Origin of the sequence: Staphylococcus sp. HMSC068G11, assembly GCF_001815825.1 — a bacterium.
Lineage (GTDB): Bacteria > Bacillota > Bacilli > Staphylococcales > Staphylococcaceae > Staphylococcus > Staphylococcus epidermidis.
This window is the reverse complement of record NZ_KV822090.1, coordinates 29809-48597: the sequence shown is the minus strand read 5'-3', so window position 1 is coordinate 48597 and position 18789 is coordinate 29809. Positions and strand designations below refer to the sequence as shown.

Sequence of the window (18789 nt, the reverse complement as noted above, 5' to 3'; positions counted from 1 at the left end):
GAACACCTCACTTATGGTACAATACTCATTGTCTATCTTAACATTTGGAGAAGTGATTATGAATAAACCATTTATTGCAATCGAAGGACCTATAGGTGTTGGTAAATCCTCTCTTGCTCATCGTTTAAGCAAGACGTTTGGTTTTTATGAAGAGAAGGAAATTGTTGATGAAAATCCATTTCTATCTGATTTTTATGATGATATAGAAAAATGGAGTTTTCAAACTGAAATGTTCTTTTTATGTAACAGATATAAACAGATTAGAGATATTGAGTCGCTAAATCAAGGTATAGTTAGCGATTATCACATTCATAAAAATAAAATTTTTGCTAAAAATACTTTAGATGCTAAAGAATTTGATAAATTCAGTCGTATTTTTGATATTTTAACTGAAGATATCGAAATGCCAAATACAATTATCTTTTTAGATGCTGATTTAGATGTATTAAAATCTAGAATTGCACAACGTAATCGTAGCTTTGAATCTCAAATAGAAGATGACTATTTACTTACTTTAAAAAAAGATTATCTTGCTTATTATGAATCATTAAAGAATGACGGTGCAAATGTCATTCGAATTGATACGTCGCAACAAGATTTCGTTAAAAATGATTACGATTACCAAAATATTTTAAATTTAGTAAAACCTATGATTGGAGAAAATAAAGATGAATAATTATGGTATTCCTAAAAATGCAGTAATAACCATTGCTGGTACTGTAGGGGTTGGTAAATCTACGTTAACACAAGCACTTGCTGACAAGTTAAATTTTAAAACTTCCTTTGAGAATGTAGACCATAATCCTTATTTAGATAAATTTTATCATAATTTTGAACGTTGGAGCTTTCATCTTCAAATTTACTTTCTTGCTGAACGTTTTAAGGAACAAAAACGCATGTTTGAGTATGGTGGCGGATTCGTTCAAGATCGTTCAATTTATGAAGATGTGGATATTTTTGCAAAAATGCACGAAGAACAAGGAACAATGAGTGCTGACGACTACCACACGTATTACGAATTATTTAATGCAATGGTTATGACACCTTATTTTCCAAAGCCTGATGTTCTGATTTATCTAGAATGTGATTATGATGAAGTGATTGATCGTATTCAACAGCGGGGACGTGACATGGAAATCAATACAGATCCAGAATATTGGAAAAAACTATTTAAACGGTATGAAAATTGGATTAACAATTTTAATGCATGTCCTGTTGTTCGACTTAATATTAACGAATATGACATACACGAAGACGTAGACTCCCTTGATCCAGTCATTGATAAAATTGCTCAAGTTATTAAAGCATACCGACAAGTGGATACGAGATAATATATCTAATTATAGAAAGTTAGAGCTCATATTTATATACTTTCACAAGTTATTTCATATACCTTTTACTCAAATATTAAAATAACAGATATAGCTATTATTAAGAATGTTGACAATATTTTATAAAAATTCTATGTTTATACTATAAGTGAATTATATGCACTAGGGGTGTTTTTTAACTGAGATGGATATCATCCAAACCCTTTGAACCTGAACTAGCTTATACTAGCGGAGGAAAGTGTTGAATCTCATCTAATTATCATTCTGTCTTTATATATTGATTTGGATGCACAACTTTTCTCATGAAGGTTGTGCATTTTTTCTTATACAAATAAAAATATTGGGGGCATGAAGATGAAAAAAACTGCAATTATCACAGGAAGTAGTCGTGGATTAGGCGCTAAAATTGCAATAACTTTACTAGAAAAAGGCTACAATGTTGTTGTTAATTACAAACAAAATAAGGATAAAGCTGAAAAATTAATTAGAAATTATAATCAAAGTAGGGCTATAGCTCTTCAAGCTGATGTGACAGACAGAAACGATGTGAATCGAATGATTCAAACTGCCACACAACATTTTGGAAAAATAGATATAGTCATTAATAATGCACTTGTTGGTTTTAAATTTGATCCAAATCAGCAAAAATCGTTTAAAGATTTAACTTGGGAAGATTATCAACAACAACTTAATGGTACTTTAAAAGGAGCATTTAATGTGACTCAAAGCGTCATACCACAATTTATAGAACAACAAAGTGGATGCATTGTTAGCATTGGAACCAATTTGTATCAAAATCCAGTCGTACCTTATCATGAGTATACAACAGCAAAGGCAGGTCTCATTGGCTTTACTCGTAATATTGCTGCAGAACTTGGACAATATGGTATTACAGCAAATGTTGTTTCTGGAGGATTACTCAAAACGACTGATGCAAGTGCAGTCACTACACCTGAAGTGTTTGATTTAATTGCTCAAACTACACCTCTTAGAAAAGTAACATCACCTCAAGATGTAGCCAATATGGTCGTATATCTCGCTTCAGATGAAGCACGTGGCGTAACAGGTCAAAATATTACCGTTGACGGTGGTTTAACAATGAACTAATTGTTTGTGTATTTTTTACAAAAAGATAATAATTAATGAGGTGTTCATATGACAAATAATCACTTTCTTAACATAGGTGTGTTACTGTACGGATGTGGTCATCATCAAGCGGCATGGCGTACGAAAGATTCTAATATTGAGGATATCGGCAACATATCTTATTATCAGCATTTAGCTCAAATAGCTGAAAAAGGTCTTTTGGATATCGTCTTTTTTGCAGATAATCAAGCCTTTAATGCAAGTGATAATACTACTATGCCCGCTTTTTGGTTTGATCCTATAATTAACTTATCAGCTATTGCACAAGTTACATCACATATAGGATTAGTGCCAACAATATCGAGTACATTTTCAAATCCATTCACCGCTTCTCGTCAATTATTAAGTCTAGACTACTTATCTCATGGCCGTGTGGGTTGGAATTTAGTCACATCCATGACAGATATTGAAGCCCAAAATCACAGTCTTCAATGCTTACCAGAAAGACATGAGCGCTACAAAAAAGCAGATGAATTTGCATCGGTAATGAATCAGCTATTCACTTCTTGGTCAACTGCATCTTATGTACCAGATAAAAACAACAACAAAATTATTGAGTCTAAAGATATTAAACCTTTTTATCATGAGGGAGACTATTTTCAAGTACGAGGACCACATACAACACCACAAAGTCCTCAAGGTAAACCAGTATCTATGCAAGCCGGTGCGTCAAAAGAAGGTATTGCATTAGCAGCAAAATATGCTGATGCTGTTTACTCTGTTTCATGGGATATCAAGCAAGCACGTAGTTATAAAAAGAAATTGTCTGATGCTATTTCTAAAACTCAACATCCAGATAGAAAAATTAAAATTTTCCCTGGTTTAGTAACTTATGTAGGTGAAACCCATGAAAAAGCATTATCAAAAAAAGCAGAACTTGATCAAAAATTACCCATTGAAGATGCTTTAAAGCAACTCAGTTTTTTTGTTCAACAAGATTGTTCAGATTGGGAATTAGATGAACCAGTTCCTCCCTTACCTCCTGTTAAAAATTTCAAAGGTCCAATTGGTCGATATGAAACAGTTTTAGCCATTATAAAAGATAAACAACCGACTGTAAGAGAATTATTAGGTTACTTAAGTGCCGGTGGTGGTCATCTTACTCTTATAGGTACACCTGAGGAGATAGTGGATGAGATGGAGCAGTGGTTTAATGAAGGCGTTGCAGACGGCTTTAATCTGATGCCACCTTCATTACCCCATAGCCTTGAAGATTTTGTAAAATACATTATACCAGAACTACAACGTCGTGCTTTATTTAAAAATTCTTATAATCAATCTACACTACGTACATTATTAAATCTCGACTCATAAAACCGATGTTTTTTTGTATTATTAAAAGAAAAAGGACGTAGACGTGCGAATCGACTCACACATCTACGTCTTACTCAATTTTAAAATTTTATTTTCCGTATTGCTCTATAACTTGTTTAACATCTTTTGCACTATTAATGATGACATCTGCGTCGTAGAGTTCCTCTTTTTTAGCCACGCCTGTTAGCACACCGATAGCTAATCCTAAATTTGCATTAATCGCGGTTTTCATATCGTTGGCCGTATCTCCTACTATTGCTACCTTTTCTGGTTCAACATCAAAAGCATTAAATAGTGGATCTAAAACTTTAGGATGTGGCTTTTCTTCTGCGTGTGTCTCTGTAGAAATTACTAAATCAAAGAGATTTCTAGTTTGCGTTTCCTCCAGAAATTGATCGACTCCTTTTTTAGTATCACTTGTTACTATACCTATGTGATATCCTTCATTTCTAAGAGCTTGAATAGTTTCTTGTACACCATCAATCCAATTGTTTTCAGGCACTCTTGAATCAATGAGTTCCTGACTCGTATCCTTTGTCCAATCTGATGTTTCTTTACCTGTTACACCATTAAAAGACTCTATAATTTCACCTAATGAACCCGATCCCATAACAGAATCTGGCTTAATTTTTTTATCGATAATGCCTAATTGGCGATGTGCCGCTTCCTTATCATGTACTGGAAAGGTTTCTAAAAGTTGATCAACGAGACGTACGCCAATTTTTTCCCAACTACTGTCAAACTCAATCAATGTACCATCTTTATCAAATAATATCCATTCCACTTTTAATTCTCTCCTGAAAATGATTTTTATATTAATTATAGTTACATCAACTATTATATTATAGATTGCATGACAATTATAGGAAACTGAACTTTATTTAAGTATAAAAACTAAAATTGGGTTCAAAATTAAAAATGGCTATTTTTCTTTAGGTACTTTTATTAATTAATACATACTTTAAAAGACTCTATTCATAATACGTATTGTACATCACTAATCTAGAACTTGCTAAAAACGAAATGACTTAACTATACTTTGAAAATTTACTAGACATAACTAGATTTAGAGTTGTTTCACTATGATATAAATTTTCTAACTTGTTATTTATCTATTGTTACAATTAGCATAAATTAGAACCTTTAAATTCTTTTACTGAAAAAATTTGTTAAATAAATCTTTAACTAATCGTTCACTCGATTTACCATCTTTATATTTAAAATTCTTATTTAAAAACGGTTTTACCTTTTCAAATTCAAAATCATTATTTTCTAACGCTAAAATAAGTTCATCAAAAGTTTTCACTATTTTACCAGGAACAAAGGTTTCATAAGGTTCATAAAAATCTCTCGTGTAAATATAATCTTCCAAATCAAAAGCATAAAAAAGCATTGGTTTTTTAAAAACTGAAAATTCATAGATTAAAGAAGAATAATCAGAGATTAAAATATCCGTAATGAACAATACATCATTTACTTCGCGGTAATTTGAAATATCTAAAAAATATTTATTATAAATTGCTGGGATATTTAATTTATTTCTAACAAAAGGATGCATTTTAAACAAAACAGTAGCTTGATGTTTTTCACAATAACTAGCTAATCTTGCAAAATTAATTTTAAAGAAAGGATAGTGTGCTGTGCGATGTCCACTTCCTCTAAATGTAGGTGCAAAAAGAATGACTTTTTTATTTTTTATAATTGGTAATTTTGTTTCTAAACTTTGTTTAATGCGTGTTTTATAAGATTCATCGAACAAGACATCCGTACGTGGAACACCTGTTGGAATAACCTTATGTTCTTCAATTCCAAAAGCTTCAGCATAGTAAAGAATATCATTATTTGACGAAACATAAGCTTTACTATAATTCCTATGGCCAATAGAGTCTATGAAAGGTCCTCCCTTTTTCCCAGTTCTACTAAATCCTACAGTCTTGAAAGCACCCACGGCATGCCATACTTGAACTATTTCTTGGTTTTCTCTAAATTGAAGTTTATATATCATCGGATGATAATCATCAACCAAAATATATTTAGATTTTCCTAAAAAATATGGGAATTTTAATTTATCAATAAACGATCTCCTATTTGCTATATTAGGTTTAAAAATGGAATGAATGACAAGTGTTTTGTCCAATTGTTGTTTAAGCATTTCTTCGTATATAAATTTAAAATTTCCTGACATATTTGCTCTAGAATCTGATGTAAACAAAACATGATTTTTATTATTCTTATATACTGTTTTGGAAATGTTAAATATCGACAAATAGATTTTATCTCTCACATTGAAACTAATTTTCTTCAAAGTTTTATGTAATATGAATGATAAATGCTTAAGTTTACTTATTTTCTTTATTTCAGATTTATATTGAACTTTAAAAATAAACTCATTAACTTCTTGGGAAATTGCTGGAACAATGACGTAAGATTTAATCTCTTTGTTATTATATCTTTGAAAACTCTTACCATATTTTTTTAATAAATAACTTTTTTGTAACGATTGGGTCTCAAGTGAGTCGTAATCTCTTAACTCCTCTAAAGTCATTTGCTTTTTTTTATCATTCAAAAATTTTGGATTAATTTGGCAGACGTATTCATCTTCTTGTCGGTTGATTAATATATAATTACCTGTACTTAAAAAATTGCCTTTTTCTAAAATAGCAATATTAAATCTTGCCTCAAAAGTTGATTCTTGAATATTAACATGATTAGCATTTAATAGCTTTGTTTCTGTTAGGTTTCTAAGAAGGAAATTTCTTGTAGGTTTTACTCCGTCAAAATGTCCTTTGACGTAGAGTTGGACACGTTCCCAATAAATGTCATCTATAAATATATTTTGCTTTGTCATAGTTGTTTCCTTTTCTTTAAATATTCCATTTTAAAACTGTTTTTCCCCATGCGTTAGAAATATCATATTCGAACGCTGTAATGAGGTCTTCTATGGTATTTATTTCAAATTCTTTACCTTTAAGTAATGCTAATTGATTAAGAACTTCAGGATATTTACGATACAATTCAATAGTTTTTTCAAAATCCTTTAAACCACTTCTGCTACTACCAATTATAGTTAAACCTTTTTCTAAAACCATTCTTGTATTCACTTGTATAGACAATTCGCTCACTCCTAATAAAGCGATACTCCCTTCAGGATTAATAATATTGATAATTTGTTCAATAGCCTGCTGACTTCCTTTACCACCCACACATTCAAATGCATGATCAATTTTGATATGTTGAGGAATATTGTCAATTTGAATGATTTCATCTACAAATGAAAAACGGCTTAATTTATATAATGTTTTTCCAAAAACTATAATTTTAGTAGTAGGATATAGTTTTTTTAGTAAAACTGCAGTGATATATCCTAAATTACCGTCCCCCCATATCCCCAATGATTCAAATTGTGGTATTGCTTTTGCTTTAAAACGATCTATTGCATGAACACTAACTGTAACTAATTCAGTATACGACGCTACACTCAAATCAATTTCTTGTGGTAAAGTGACTACTCTATCAGGTTTCATGACTATATAATCTTGCATAAAACCATCATAACCACTTGACTTAAAATGACTAGAAGTTAAATAATTTTCTGCAATGATATTATGCGATTTAGACGGTGTATTGGGAATCATAACAACTTTAGTTCCATTTTTTAGTCGATGTTCAGAGTCGTATACAATTTCACCTACACTTTCATGAATCAATGACATAGGTAATTTCTTAGATAAAATTTTGCTATCTCTATTTCCACAATAATATCTCAAATCGGCTGCACAAATTGACAAATATAAGGGTCGAACAATAACTTTGCTATTATGATTATGTAAATCAATAGTTTTAAATGTTGCTTCAAATTGTCTTGGACTTACTAATTGATATACTTGATTAATCATTATCAACAGCTCCAGTAATAATTGAATTCGCAACTTTTAAATCATATGGTGTTGTAATTTTTATGTTAAATAACTCTCCTTTGACTAATTTTACTGGCTTACCCAATTCTACGAGTATTTTACACGCGTCAGTTAATATTTCCTTTTGAGATTCAGTTAACGATAAATAGCTATCCTTTAACTCTTTTATTTTAAAAGTTTGAGGCGTCTGTCCTTGATACATCTCACTTCTAATTGGAATCTCAGAAATAAATTGTGCATCATTTGAAGAAATGATAGTATCAACAGCATTAACAACCGTATCTACAGCGCCATATTGACTAGCATATTCCACATTCTCTCTAATAATTCGATTTGTTAGAAATGGTCTAACTGCATCATGGGTAACGATTATATCTTCATCATTTAATTTTTTATGTTGCTCAATGCTTTCTATAATATTCATTATAGTGTGATTTCTGTCGTCGCCGCCTTGTATTACTTTTATTTTCTTATCGTCTAATCGATAATTGTTTAGCAAATCGAGCATATAATTGATCCACTTTTGAGGCGTGGCAATAATGATTTCATCAAAGTCCTTATACATTAAAAATTTTTCTACTGTATGAATAATAATAGGTTTTCCTTGTAATAATAAAAATTGTTTGGGTAATGGAACATTTCCCATTCTAGAACCAATACCACCTGCTAATATACCCGCATAAATCATTTTATCTCTCCTTATTCTTAGTTGTGTAAATAAAAAAAGACAGAAAAAACATACGTTAAAAAGTTTCTCTGTCTAAATTTAATTGATTTATATTCATTTTATATCAATTGTATTTTACCACACACAACAAAAATATGAAGTGATTAATTAATTAAAAAATATTTTTATATAAACGGATTTTAAAAAGCAGATCGAAATTTAAAAAATCAATCTGCCAAATAATAAATATACTATAGATGCTATTTAATAAATAATTGAAAACTCTATTGTTAATACTTAGGAACTTCTACTCTCCATCCGTATTTATCTTCCAATTTGCCACTTTGAATACCAGTATATGTGTCATATAATTTTTGAGTGATTTTACCAGGTTCATTGTTATTAATAACAATTTCTCTATCTTCATAGCGAAGTGTACCTACAGGAGAGATAACAGCTGCTGTACCTGAACCAAATACTTCTGTAAGTTCACCTTTATCATATGCGTTAAACAGCTCTTCTATAGAAACTCTTCTCTCTTCAACTTCATAACCTAAATCTTCAGCTAATTGAATAATTGACTTTCTAGTAATACCAGGCAAGATACTACCGTTTAATGCTGGCGTAACTACTTTGCCATTTTCTACGAAGAAAATATTCATACTACCAACTTCTTCAACATATTTTTGTTCAACACCATCAAGCCATAATACTTGGTCATAACCTAATTTATTAGCGTTTGTTTGTGCGAGTAAGCTGGCCGCATAGTTACCTGCAACTTTAGCGAAACCTACACCTCCGCGTACTGCACGTACATATTCATCTTCGACATAAATTTTAGTTGACTTTAATGTGTCACCACCATAATAAGCCCCTGACGGAGATAAAATAATTAGTAATTTATATTGATGTGAAGAACGTACACCCAAAATACCTTCAGTAGCAAATACAAAAGGACGAATATATAACGACTGACCTTCGCCTTCAGGTACCCAATCTCGTTCAACATCGATAAGCTGCTTCAATCCTTCTAATAATGCTGCTTCATCAACTTCTGGCATTTCTAAACGTGCTAAAGAATTATTAATACGTTTGAAATTTTGGTCTGGACGGAATAATACAACTTCGCCATTATGTTTATAAGCTTTAAGGCCTTCAAAAACTGCTTGCCCATAATGTAACCCTTGCGCTGCTGGTGAAATTTCAAATGGTGCGTACGGCACAATCTTCATATCATGCCATCCTTGATCAGCGTCATAATCAACACTTAGCATATAGTCTGTGAAATATTGTCCAAATCCCAAGTTTGCTGTATCAGGCTTTTCTTTTAAAGACTCTCTTTTTTCGAATTTTATTTTTTCTGACATGACTGTTGCCTCCTAATATAATTCCAATTAAATAGATACACTAAATTATATCAATCGTGATTCTACTATTCAATGAATTTTCTAAATATTCAAAATAGATATTCACTTTATTATGTATACAGTATAAGTAAAACACTACCTTTATTAAGTTACAAGTTATGTTATTATCAACACTTAATTTTTCCGTAATTAAATTTGTGTTCTAATCGAAAATTAGCTTCTTTAAAAGTAAACTTGGAACTAAGATAGAGTTTTCTTTACCCTACATCCTATCATTCACTTTGACCATTTGAATCTAAAAAAATATCTGTATGAGGGGATATATAAATCGGACAATTTGTGCAATGTAGTTACTCGACAAACTGATTCGAACTTCACTTGTCATTCATTTTTTTGAAGTAGTATCTTTTATTAAAGTTTTAAAAGATAGCTACATATTTTAAAAAGTACGTATGGGCTCAGTATTCTTTTTGTTTTTTCTCAATTGCCTCTAACATCACTTTAGTCATAGTTGGTAAATCATATTTAGGATCAAATCCCCACTCATCCTCAGCACAGCTCGTATCTATACTATCTGGCCAACTTAATGCAATATCTTGACGCTCTAAATCAATGTCATAGTCTAAGGTAAAATCTGGATAGTATACTTGTATAGCTTGTTTTAACATTTCAGGTTCAATACTCATTGCACTTAAGTTATAGCCATTTCTTGTTTTTAATTTAACACTGTCTTCTTCCATTAATTTGATAATCGCATCAATAGCGTCTTCCATGTACATCATATCCATATAAGTGTAACGATTAATATAGCTTGTATAATGTCCTTTTTTAACTGCCTCAAAATACATATCAACTGCATAATCCGTTGTGCCACCGCCAGGTTCTTTAACATGTGAAATTAACCCAGGAAATCTAACGCTACGTGTATCCACTCCAAATTTGACATAATAATACTGACATAATAATTCTCCAGTTACTTTGTTTATACCATACATAGTCGTTGGTTGTTGTATTGTTAATTGAGGTGTATTTACTTTAGGTGTCGAAATACCAAAAGCTCCTATTGAACTTGGCGTAAAAAATTTTAATTGATACCTTCTTGCTGCTTCAAGTGTATTTATAAGTCCCCCCATATTCAAATCCCAGGCAACTAGTGGTTTCTTTTCCGCTGTAGCAGAAAGCAGTGCAGCCATATGCATAAGTGTATCGGCATTGAAATATCTCACTGTTTCAAATAAACGATTTCTATCTGTAACATCTAAGATTTCAAAAGGACCGTCTTTAACTGGAGAGTGTGGTTCTGGCTTTCTTATATCAGTAGCTAATACATTTTCAGTTCCATATCTTTCTCTACACTTAATAACTAATTCAGTACCAATTTGACCGAGTGCTCCAGTGATTATTATTTTTTTCATAAACTAATCTCCTTATATTAAAATATAAAACACAGCCTTTGTAGAATGAACAATCCATTTACTTAAATAAAATATAATAATATGACGGTAATTTCTTTATAAAATATGCCCTTTATTTGCAAAGTCACGCGTGCGTTAGTCTGACGTTTGTCTGAGGGTACAGTGACTGACGACTAAAAAGGTGGATTTGAACTTTGTTAGTAACATACGATAAAATACATACTAAAAGAATTGAATGATAGAGAGGATTTGTATTGTAGATGAAAAGAAGCTCATACATACGTCATCAATCAAATTTAATTATATCTATGAATATTTTCGTTATTTTTATAATTGTAGATATCAATGTACTTATTTATAAACATCAAGTTGCACCTTTGCTATTATCAAGTATCAGTTTAATTATTTTTATCATGTTATTTGTAGTTGCATTGTTCAAATGTATAACTAATTATAAACATCAATCCTAGATAAAAGTAATTTCTCTATCGTCAGATAAAAAATAAATAGAGCAGTTACGACTCTACCTGCTCTATTTTCACTAACATTGATTTAACCTAAGATTGTATTAATTTTTTATAAAAATATTGTGCCACAATGATATCCACAATTGCTAGACCGACCGATTTAAAGACTGTCACTTCTTCTTCAGTTTCGCGACCCACTTTTTTACCAGAAATAATGTCGCCTAATTCACTATGTAGCATATTTTTAGTTAATATTCCTTCTGATTGAGGAATTTTTAAATCACCTGTTTCTTCTAAAGCTGCTTCCATAGATTCAACAACAATTTTATTAGCAACAAGCATTGTTTCTGAAGGTATTTCTTGCATATCTGGTTTAAAGGATCCGACTGCATTTAAATGCACGCCTGGATGTAAAGAATGGGTATAAACGGGCTGACTTGCATTTGTTGCTGTAACTACAATATCTGCACTGTCTATCGCTTCATCTGCCGATTTAAATACACTCACTTTAATATTAAATCGATTTCGTATATTTTGAGCAAAATTTTCTGCTTTTTCAAACGTTCTACTAGCGATGTGAATGTTTTCAATATCCCTAACAGCAAGTATCGCTTCAATCAGACCTTCAGCTTGTACACCTGCCCCTATTACACTAAGTGTTTTAGCGTTTTCTTTTGCTAGATATTTAGTAGCTACACCTGAAATTGCACCTGTTCTTACTTTAGTAAGAAAACCACCATCTAATATAGACAATGTTTCTCCTGTTTCATAGTCACTTAAAATAACCGATCCAGTAATAGTCGCTTTCTCTTTTTTTGAATTTTCAGGTGCAAATGAGACTGTTTTAAGTCCAACGATATTTAATTCATCGGATAATGCTGGCATCACTAAATAACGATTTTGCTCATTAAATGGCAAAACATATCTTAATGGTGTTATCGTCTTATTCTCTGAAAAAGCTTGCAAAGCTTTTTCTACTTCTAAAATGACTTCATTCATGTTTAATAATTGAGCTTGTGTTTGCTCATCTATATATTTCATTATTATGAATCCTCCTACGCGTTTAATATATTATAATAGGATTATTTAGATGATTAACTTTTTCACAAAGTGTAATATAACAAGATGTTGTTAAATCATAATTCTCTATTAAAATTCTTTTGCTATAAATAAACTTAAAAGTCTAAGCTCCCATCTCAAATAATATTGACTTTAAAAAGCTCTATTTTTCTAATCATTTTAAAAATAAAAATCATATATTTAGCTTTATCACAATATCTTCTTAATAATCATGATTATTTTGTATTAGGTATATGATATCGATGAACAGGTTTACCATTTTTTTTAATATAGGATTCAATTTGATATCCACCACATTTCTTCATCACTGTTTGAGAAGCAAAATTAAGTGGATTACATGTCATAAGTACGACCTCTACATTTAATCTCTTAAGTTCATCTAAAGCCTTTTCTAGAAGGATAGTAGCGTAACCTTTCCCTCTATAAGATTTAGCTACACCGTATCCCACATGACCACCAATATTTGATAGTTTATCATTTAATTGATGTCTGATATCAACAGCACCTATAATAATTGAATCTTTAAAATAAAATAGTGTTGTAGTCGGTACAAAGCCCTCATCAACTTCACTAGAATTAAGCCGATCAACCATATTGTTAAATGAATTATAATTGGCAATGTCTGTATTCCCTGGTATCACTTTTTCCTCATTTTCATACCACTCTTGAATATAATAATAGTATGCCTCTTTATCTTGATAGGTTATTGGTCTGATTTCTTCCACTTAAATACCCCATATCTTATATTATTGATAACTCTATTTTAATGTGACTAAGTATGAACATCAAAAATTATAACAAACTGTCTCATCATAATTTTCTTACTTTTTAATTTTTCCCACTCCTAATAAGCTATAATTACTAATTCTAATATTCCTTTAGCAAGATGTTCATATTATATTAAAATGTCTCATACCAATTAAATTCTTAGAAATATGACTAATTCACATCACTTCCTAGTATTTTAGTATTCTACATATTTTTGAATACTTTTACATAAACATTATCTTTTATTGTAACAGTTGATAACAAAAACTTTATGGATGATTTATTCTTATTAATTTAAGTGTGGTTTTATGATTTATGTTGTATTTTTATGAGGGCTATCCCTTTATATTTAATCATTTTAATGTTTCCAAATGTTATGAGATAGTGTGAAAAAATGTTAGATATCGTATTAACAAAACAAAGTCTATTTAAGCTAAAATAATAATGATATACTAATATCAATAATTAAGATGGAAGAAGTGATACATGTGTTTGATTGGTTTCAATTAGCAAGTAATAAAGAAAAGAGAATGGTGCAATTACGACGATATTTGCATCAATACCCAGAACTTTCTTTTGAGGAAAAACGCACGCATGATTTTATTGTAAATCAATTGAGCCAATTAGCATGCACAATAGAAACACCAGTTGGACGTAATGGAATAAAAGCAACTTTTAAAGGATCTGATTCAAATGGCCCAACGATTGCATTGCGAGCAGATTTCGATGCATTACCTGTTCAAGAATTAAATGATGTACCCTATCGTTCAAAAAATAAAGGGTGCATGCATGCTTGTGGACATGATGGCCATACAGCTATTTTACTTGGAGTAGCTGAAATTGTTCACGAACATCGTCATTTATTGAAAGGTAATGTTGTTTTTATATTCCAGTATGGTGAGGAAATTATGCCAGGTGGTTCTCAAGAAATGATTGATGATGGCTGTCTACAGAACGTCGATAAAATTTATGGCACACACTTATGGAGTGGTTATCCGTCTGGGACAATCTATTCTAGGCCTGGAGCAATAATGGCTTCACCAGATGAATTTAGTGTAACTATATATGGAAAGGGTGGTCATGGTGCGAAACCACACGAAACAATCGACCCTATTGTCATTATGGCTGAGTTTATTTTAAGTGCCCAAAAAATTATTTCTCGAACAATTGATCCAGTAAAGGAAGCTGTTCTTACTTTCGGAATGATTCAAGCAGGATCAACAGATAGTGTTATTCCAGATACAGCTTTTTGTAAAGGGACTGTACGTACTTTTGACACAAAATTACAAAGTCATGTTCAAAATAAAATGGATAAGCTCTTACAAGGTTTATCTTTATCAAACGATATTACTTATGAATTGGAATACATTAAAGGTTATTTACCTGTACACAATCATCAACAATCATATGATGTAGTCAAACAAGCTGCTAATGATTTACATTTAAGATTTAATGAGTCAGACTTAATGATGATTGGTGAGGATTTTTCACATTATCTTAAAGTACGACCTGGTGCATTCTTCTTAACTGGTTGTGGTAATAAAGACAAAGGCATTACTGCACCCCATCATAATCCTCATTTTGACATTGATGAATCTTCATTAAAATATGCAGCCAGTGAATTTTTAAAAATATTAGAAATTGAAAATGTTTTTTAATAAGAGGATAACTAAGTATATTAAATCATTTAAATAAAATAGCATAATGAACAATGAATGAATTATATTCAGATATATAACAAAAAAGACTCCCTAATGGGAGTCTTTTTTGATGAATAATATATTATTCAAAAATTTCAGTTACAACGCCTGATCCAACAGTACGTCCACCTTCACGAATTGAGAAACGAGTTCCGTCTTCGATAGCGATTGGAGCGATTAATTCAACTGTCATTTCAACGTTGTCGCCAGGCATAACCATTTCTGTACCTTCTGGTAAGTTTACAACACCAGTTACGTCAGTAGTACGGAAATAGAATTGTGGGCGATAGTTAGTGAAGAATGGAGTGTGACGTCCACCTTCATCTTTAGATAATACGTATACTTCAGCTTTGAATTTTGTGTGTGGTGTAATAGAACCAGGAGCAGCTAATACTTGACCACGTTGTACGTCTTCACGTGCAACACCACGTAATAAAGCACCGATGTTGTCACCAGCTTCAGCGTAGTCTAATAACTTACGGAACATTTCTACACCAGTAACAGTTGTTTTAGAAGTTTCATGCATACCGATGATTTCAACTTCTTCACCAACTTTGATTTGACCACGTTCAACACGGCCTGTAGCAACAGTACCACGACCAGTGATTGAGAATACGTCCTCAACTGGCATCATGAATGGTTTGTCAGAATCACGTTCTGGAGTTGGAATGTAATCATCAACTGCTTGCATTAAGTCTAAGATTTTTTGTTCGTATTCAGCATCGCCTTCTAATGCTTTTAATGCAGAACCAGCGATTACAGGTACATCGTCACCTGGGAAGTCATATTCGCTTAATAAGTCACGAACTTCCATTTCAACTAATTCTAATAATTCTTCGTCGTCTACCATGTCAACTTTGTTTAAGAATACAACTAATGCTGGTACACCAACGTTACGTGATAATAAGATGTGTTCACGAGTTTGTGGCATTGGACCGTCAGCAGCAGATACAACTAAGATACCGCCGTCCATTTGAGCTGCACCAGTGATCATGTTTTTAACATAGTCAGCGTGTCCTGGGCAGTCAACGTGAGCATAGTGACGTTTGTCAGTTTGGTATTCGATATGTGCAGTATTGATTGTAATACCACGTTCTTTTTCTTCTGGAGCGTTGTCAATCATATCGTATGATTGTGCAACAGTGTCACCATTTTTAGCTAATACAGTTGCGATAGCAGCTGTTAAAGTTGTTTTACCATGGTCAACGTGACCGATAGTACCAATATTGGCATGTTCTTTTGAGCGATCAAATTTTTCTTTTGCCATTATTAAATCTCTCCTATTCTTAATAAAAGTTATTTCAAATTTATCTCTCATGATAGTTTCTCACCATCATGAGAAGAAAATTGATTGAGTATAGCATAAAAGAATTTATAATTTTTTTATAATGCATTTACCCCTAAAAATCAAATCATAAAAATGTCAGCTTATAAATAAGCTCAACCTGTATTTTAACCTAGCTTAGCTAGTCTTAACAAGTTATATTATTCACCTTTATTTTTCTTGATGATTTCTTCAGCAATTGATTTAGGAACTTCTGCATAGTGGTCAAAGTACATTGTGTAAGTACCGCGACCTTGCGTGTTAGAACGTAATGAAGTTGCATAACCAAACATTTCTGAAAGTGGTACATATGCGTTAACAACTTGAGCATTACCACGTGGTTCCATACCGTCTACACGTCCACGACGAGCAGTTACGTCACCCATGATATCACCCATATACTCTTCAGGCATTTCGATAGTAACTTTCATCATTGGTTCTAAGATAACTGGATCACATTTTTTAGCAGCTTCTTTAAGCGCTAATGAAGCAGCAATTTTGAAGGCCATTTCAGATGAATCGACATCATGATAAGAACCATCAAATAATTTAGCTTTAACATCAATTAATGGATAACCAGCTAAGACACCATTTTCCATAGCATCTTTAAGACCTTGTTCAACTGATGGAATGTATTCACGAGGAACTACACCACCAACAATAGCGTTTTCGAATTCGAAACCGCCACCTGTTTCGTTAGGAGTGAATTCAATGTGAACATCACCATATTGACCACGACCACCAGATTGACGTGAGAATTTACCTTGAACTTGTGCAGGTTGTTTAAATGTTTCACGATAAGAAACCATTGGAGCACCTACGTTACATTCAACGTTGAATTCTTTCTTCATACGGTCAACTAAAATATCTAAGTGTAATTCACCCATACCACCGATGATAACTTGTCCAGTTTCTTCATCTGTGTGTGCATGGAATGTTGGGTCTTCTTCTTGTAATTTAACTAAAGCTTGAGTCATTTTATCTTGGTCAGCTTTAGATTTTGGTTCAACTGATAAGTGGATAACTGGTTCTGGGAATTCCATTGATTCCAAGATAATGTCATTTTTCTCTCCACATAAAGTATCACCAGTACCTGTTTCTTTAAGGCCAACTGCAGCTGCAATTTCACCTGAGTAAACAGTGTCAATTTCTTGACGTGAGTTCGCATGCATTTGTAATAAACGTCCAACACGTTCACGTTTATCTTTAGAAGAGTTCTTCACATATGACCCTGAAGACAATGTTCCAGAGTATACACGGAAGAATGTTAATTTACCAACATAAGGGTCAGTCATAACTTTAAATGCTAAAGCAGCAAATTCTGCTGAATCATCTGGTTTAGCAACAACTTCTTCATCAGGGTTGTTCGCACGATGACCAATAATTGGTTTAACATCTAATGGTGAAGGTAAATAATCAATTACTGCGTTAAGCATTAATTGAACACCTTTGTTTTTGAACGCTGTACCACAAAGTACTGGGTAGAATTCTACGTCAGTAGTAGCTTGGCGGATAGCATCTTTTAATTCATCAACTGAAATCTCTTCATCCCCAAGATATTTCTCCATTAAATCGTCGTTGTTTTCAGCAACAGCTTCAATTAATTGAGCACGAGCTTCTTCAGCTCTCTCTTTATGATCTTCTGGGATTTCGATTTCATCGATTTCTGTACCTAGGTCGTTTGTATATTTAAAGCATTTCATTTCTACTAAGTCAATGATTGCTTCAAATTCATCTTCTGCACCAATAGGTAATTGGATAGGTGCTGCATTTGCTTGTAAACGATCATGTAAAGTGCTTACTGAATATTCAAAGTTCGCACCTAATTTGTCCATTTTGTTTACAAAAACAATACGAGGTACACCATAAGTTGTTGCTTGACGCCAAACTGTTTCAGTTTGAGGTTCTACCCCTGATTGTGCATCAAGTACAGTAACGGCACCATCAAGTACACGTAATGAACGTTCAACTTCAACTGTGAAGTCTACGTGTCCAGGAGTATCGATGATGTTTACACGGTGACCTTGCCATTGTGCAGTTGTAGCCGCAGATGTGATAGTAATACCACGGTCTTGCTCTTGTTCCATCCAGTCCATTTGTGAAGCACCTTCATGTGTTTCACCAATTTTATGGATACGACCTGTGTAGTAAAGAATACGTTCAGTCGTAGTTGTCTTACCAGCATCAATGTGAGCCATGATACCGATATTACGAGTATTTTTCAAAGAAAAGTCTCTTGCCATGTATTTTTTCTCCTTCCAGTATTTACTGAATAAGTACTATAGATATGGCG

16 protein-coding genes and 1 riboswitch are annotated in these 18789 nt (G+C 32.3%); of the genes, 6 read left to right on the top strand and 10 right to left on the bottom strand.

All coding sequences use genetic code 11. From position 1 onward, the window contains the following. Nucleotides 1-58 precede the first annotated feature (58 nt). The 4 genes from HMPREF3058_RS06450 to HMPREF3058_RS06435 all read left to right on the top strand — a co-directional run bounded on the left by HMPREF3058_RS06450 (nucleotide 59) and on the right by HMPREF3058_RS06435 (nucleotide 3791). A complete protein-coding gene (locus HMPREF3058_RS06450) occupies nucleotides 59-676 on the top strand; it encodes a deoxynucleoside kinase (RefSeq protein WP_002456016.1) in 618 nt (205 codons plus the stop codon). Further along, nucleotides 669-1331: a deoxynucleoside kinase gene (locus HMPREF3058_RS06445; protein ID WP_002491461.1), complete on the top strand. Its 663-nt coding sequence runs from the start codon at nucleotides 669-671 to the stop codon at nucleotides 1329-1331. Before HMPREF3058_RS06450 ends, HMPREF3058_RS06445 begins: the two co-directional genes overlap by 8 nt. A gap of 154 nt (nucleotides 1332-1485) precedes the next feature. Next, nucleotides 1486-1585, top strand: a riboswitch (TPP riboswitch). Between the two features lie 100 nt (nucleotides 1586-1685). Next, on the top strand, nucleotides 1686-2438 hold the full coding sequence (locus HMPREF3058_RS06440) for a 3-oxoacyl-ACP reductase (RefSeq protein ID WP_002491425.1): 753 nt from the start codon (nucleotides 1686-1688) through the stop codon (nucleotides 2436-2438). A gap of 48 nt (nucleotides 2439-2486) precedes the next feature. Continuing rightward, complete coding sequence (locus HMPREF3058_RS06435) at nucleotides 2487-3791, top strand: NtaA/DmoA family FMN-dependent monooxygenase (protein ID WP_002499559.1); 1305 nt, start codon at nucleotides 2487-2489, stop codon at nucleotides 3789-3791. Between the two features lie 88 nt (nucleotides 3792-3879). Here HMPREF3058_RS06435 and HMPREF3058_RS06430 read toward each other — a convergent pair whose 3' ends face one another. The 6 genes from HMPREF3058_RS06430 to HMPREF3058_RS06405 all read right to left on the bottom strand — a co-directional run bounded on the left by HMPREF3058_RS06430 (nucleotide 3880) and on the right by HMPREF3058_RS06405 (nucleotide 11157). Continuing rightward, a complete protein-coding gene (locus HMPREF3058_RS06430) occupies nucleotides 3880-4575 on the bottom strand; it encodes an HAD family hydrolase (protein ID WP_002491423.1) in 696 nt (231 codons plus the stop codon). 369 nt (nucleotides 4576-4944) lie between these two features. Beyond that, a complete protein-coding gene (locus tag HMPREF3058_RS06425; protein WP_002491421.1) occupies nucleotides 4945-6639 on the bottom strand; it encodes a CDP-glycerol--poly(glycerophosphate) glycerophosphotransferase in 1695 nt (564 codons plus the stop codon). Between the two features lie 16 nt (nucleotides 6640-6655). Then, nucleotides 6656-7687: an alcohol dehydrogenase catalytic domain-containing protein gene (locus HMPREF3058_RS06420; RefSeq protein ID WP_002445745.1), complete on the bottom strand. Its 1032-nt coding sequence runs from the start codon at nucleotides 7685-7687 to the stop codon at nucleotides 6656-6658. Then, entirely contained in the window at nucleotides 7680-8396 is a 717-nt protein-coding gene (locus HMPREF3058_RS06415; protein WP_002491432.1) for an IspD/TarI family cytidylyltransferase, read from the bottom strand. The genes HMPREF3058_RS06420 and HMPREF3058_RS06415 overlap by 8 nt, the downstream gene beginning before the upstream one ends. Nucleotides 8397-8665: 269 nt before the next feature. Further along, on the bottom strand, nucleotides 8666-9742 hold the full coding sequence (locus HMPREF3058_RS06410) for a branched-chain amino acid aminotransferase (protein ID WP_002458636.1): 1077 nt from the start codon (nucleotides 9740-9742) through the stop codon (nucleotides 8666-8668). A gap of 458 nt (nucleotides 9743-10200) precedes the next feature. Then, complete coding sequence (locus HMPREF3058_RS06405) at nucleotides 10201-11157, bottom strand: NAD-dependent epimerase/dehydratase family protein (RefSeq protein WP_002491479.1); 957 nt, start codon at nucleotides 11155-11157, stop codon at nucleotides 10201-10203. A gap of 260 nt (nucleotides 11158-11417) precedes the next feature. On the opposite strand from HMPREF3058_RS06405, the gene HMPREF3058_RS06400 reads away from it, so the two are divergent. Then, a complete protein-coding gene (locus HMPREF3058_RS06400; RefSeq protein ID WP_002499557.1) occupies nucleotides 11418-11627 on the top strand; it encodes a hypothetical protein in 210 nt (69 codons plus the stop codon). A gap of 87 nt (nucleotides 11628-11714) precedes the next feature. Here HMPREF3058_RS06400 and HMPREF3058_RS06395 read toward each other — a convergent pair whose 3' ends face one another. Further along, nucleotides 11715-12665, bottom strand: a complete 951-nt coding sequence (locus HMPREF3058_RS06395; RefSeq protein ID WP_002491426.1) for an ornithine cyclodeaminase family protein — start codon at nucleotides 12663-12665, stop codon at nucleotides 11715-11717. A gap of 254 nt (nucleotides 12666-12919) precedes the next feature. Beyond that, complete coding sequence (locus HMPREF3058_RS06390; protein ID WP_002499556.1) at nucleotides 12920-13429, bottom strand: GNAT family N-acetyltransferase; 510 nt, start codon at nucleotides 13427-13429, stop codon at nucleotides 12920-12922. Between the two features lie 531 nt (nucleotides 13430-13960). Between HMPREF3058_RS06390 and HMPREF3058_RS06385 the strand changes: the two genes are divergently transcribed. After that, entirely contained in the window at nucleotides 13961-15130 is a 1170-nt protein-coding gene (locus HMPREF3058_RS06385; protein ID WP_002494717.1) for a M20 family metallopeptidase, read from the top strand. Nucleotides 15131-15254: 124 nt separating this feature from the next. Here the strand turns inward: HMPREF3058_RS06385 and tuf are convergent, their stop codons facing one another. Both tuf and fusA read right to left on the bottom strand, forming a co-directional pair. Continuing rightward, nucleotides 15255-16439: an elongation factor Tu gene (tuf, locus tag HMPREF3058_RS06380; protein ID WP_001832289.1), complete on the bottom strand. Its 1185-nt coding sequence runs from the start codon at nucleotides 16437-16439 to the stop codon at nucleotides 15255-15257. Between the two features lie 218 nt (nucleotides 16440-16657). Then, a complete protein-coding gene (gene fusA, locus HMPREF3058_RS06375; RefSeq protein WP_001832287.1) occupies nucleotides 16658-18739 on the bottom strand; it encodes an elongation factor G in 2082 nt (693 codons plus the stop codon). Between the last annotated feature and the right edge of the window lie 50 nt (nucleotides 18740-18789).

Bases quoted from the DNA above. Each gene is read 5' to 3' on its own strand.
- HMPREF3058_RS06450 (WP_002456016.1), top strand. From the start codon at position 59: ATGAATAAACCATTTATTGCAATCGAAGGACCTATAGGTGTTGGTAAA.
- HMPREF3058_RS06445 (WP_002491461.1), top strand. From the start codon at position 669: ATGAATAATTATGGTATTCCTAAAAATGCAGTAATAACCATTGCTGGT.
- HMPREF3058_RS06440 (WP_002491425.1), top strand. From the start codon at position 1,686: ATGAAAAAAACTGCAATTATCACAGGAAGTAGTCGTGGATTAGGCGCT.
- HMPREF3058_RS06435 (WP_002499559.1), top strand. From the start codon at position 2,487: ATGACAAATAATCACTTTCTTAACATAGGTGTGTTACTGTACGGATGT.
- HMPREF3058_RS06425 (WP_002491421.1), bottom strand. From the start codon at position 6,639: ATGACAAAGCAAAATATATTTATAGATGACATTTATTGGGAACGTGTC.
- HMPREF3058_RS06420 (WP_002445745.1), bottom strand. From the start codon at position 7,687: ATGATTAATCAAGTATATCAATTAGTAAGTCCAAGACAATTTGAAGCA.
- HMPREF3058_RS06415 (WP_002491432.1), bottom strand. From the start codon at position 8,396: ATGATTTATGCGGGTATATTAGCAGGTGGTATTGGTTCTAGAATGGGA.
- HMPREF3058_RS06410 (WP_002458636.1), bottom strand. From the start codon at position 9,742: ATGTCAGAAAAAATAAAATTCGAAAAAAGAGAGTCTTTAAAAGAAAAG.
- HMPREF3058_RS06405 (WP_002491479.1), bottom strand. From the start codon at position 11,157: ATGAAAAAAATAATAATCACTGGAGCACTCGGTCAAATTGGTACTGAA.
- HMPREF3058_RS06400 (WP_002499557.1), top strand. From the start codon at position 11,418: ATGAAAAGAAGCTCATACATACGTCATCAATCAAATTTAATTATATCT.
- HMPREF3058_RS06395 (WP_002491426.1), bottom strand. From the start codon at position 12,665: ATGAAATATATAGATGAGCAAACACAAGCTCAATTATTAAACATGAAT.
- tuf (WP_001832289.1), bottom strand. From the start codon at position 16,439: ATGGCAAAAGAAAAATTTGATCGCTCAAAAGAACATGCCAATATTGGT.
- fusA (WP_001832287.1), bottom strand. From the start codon at position 18,739: ATGGCAAGAGACTTTTCTTTGAAAAATACTCGTAATATCGGTATCATG.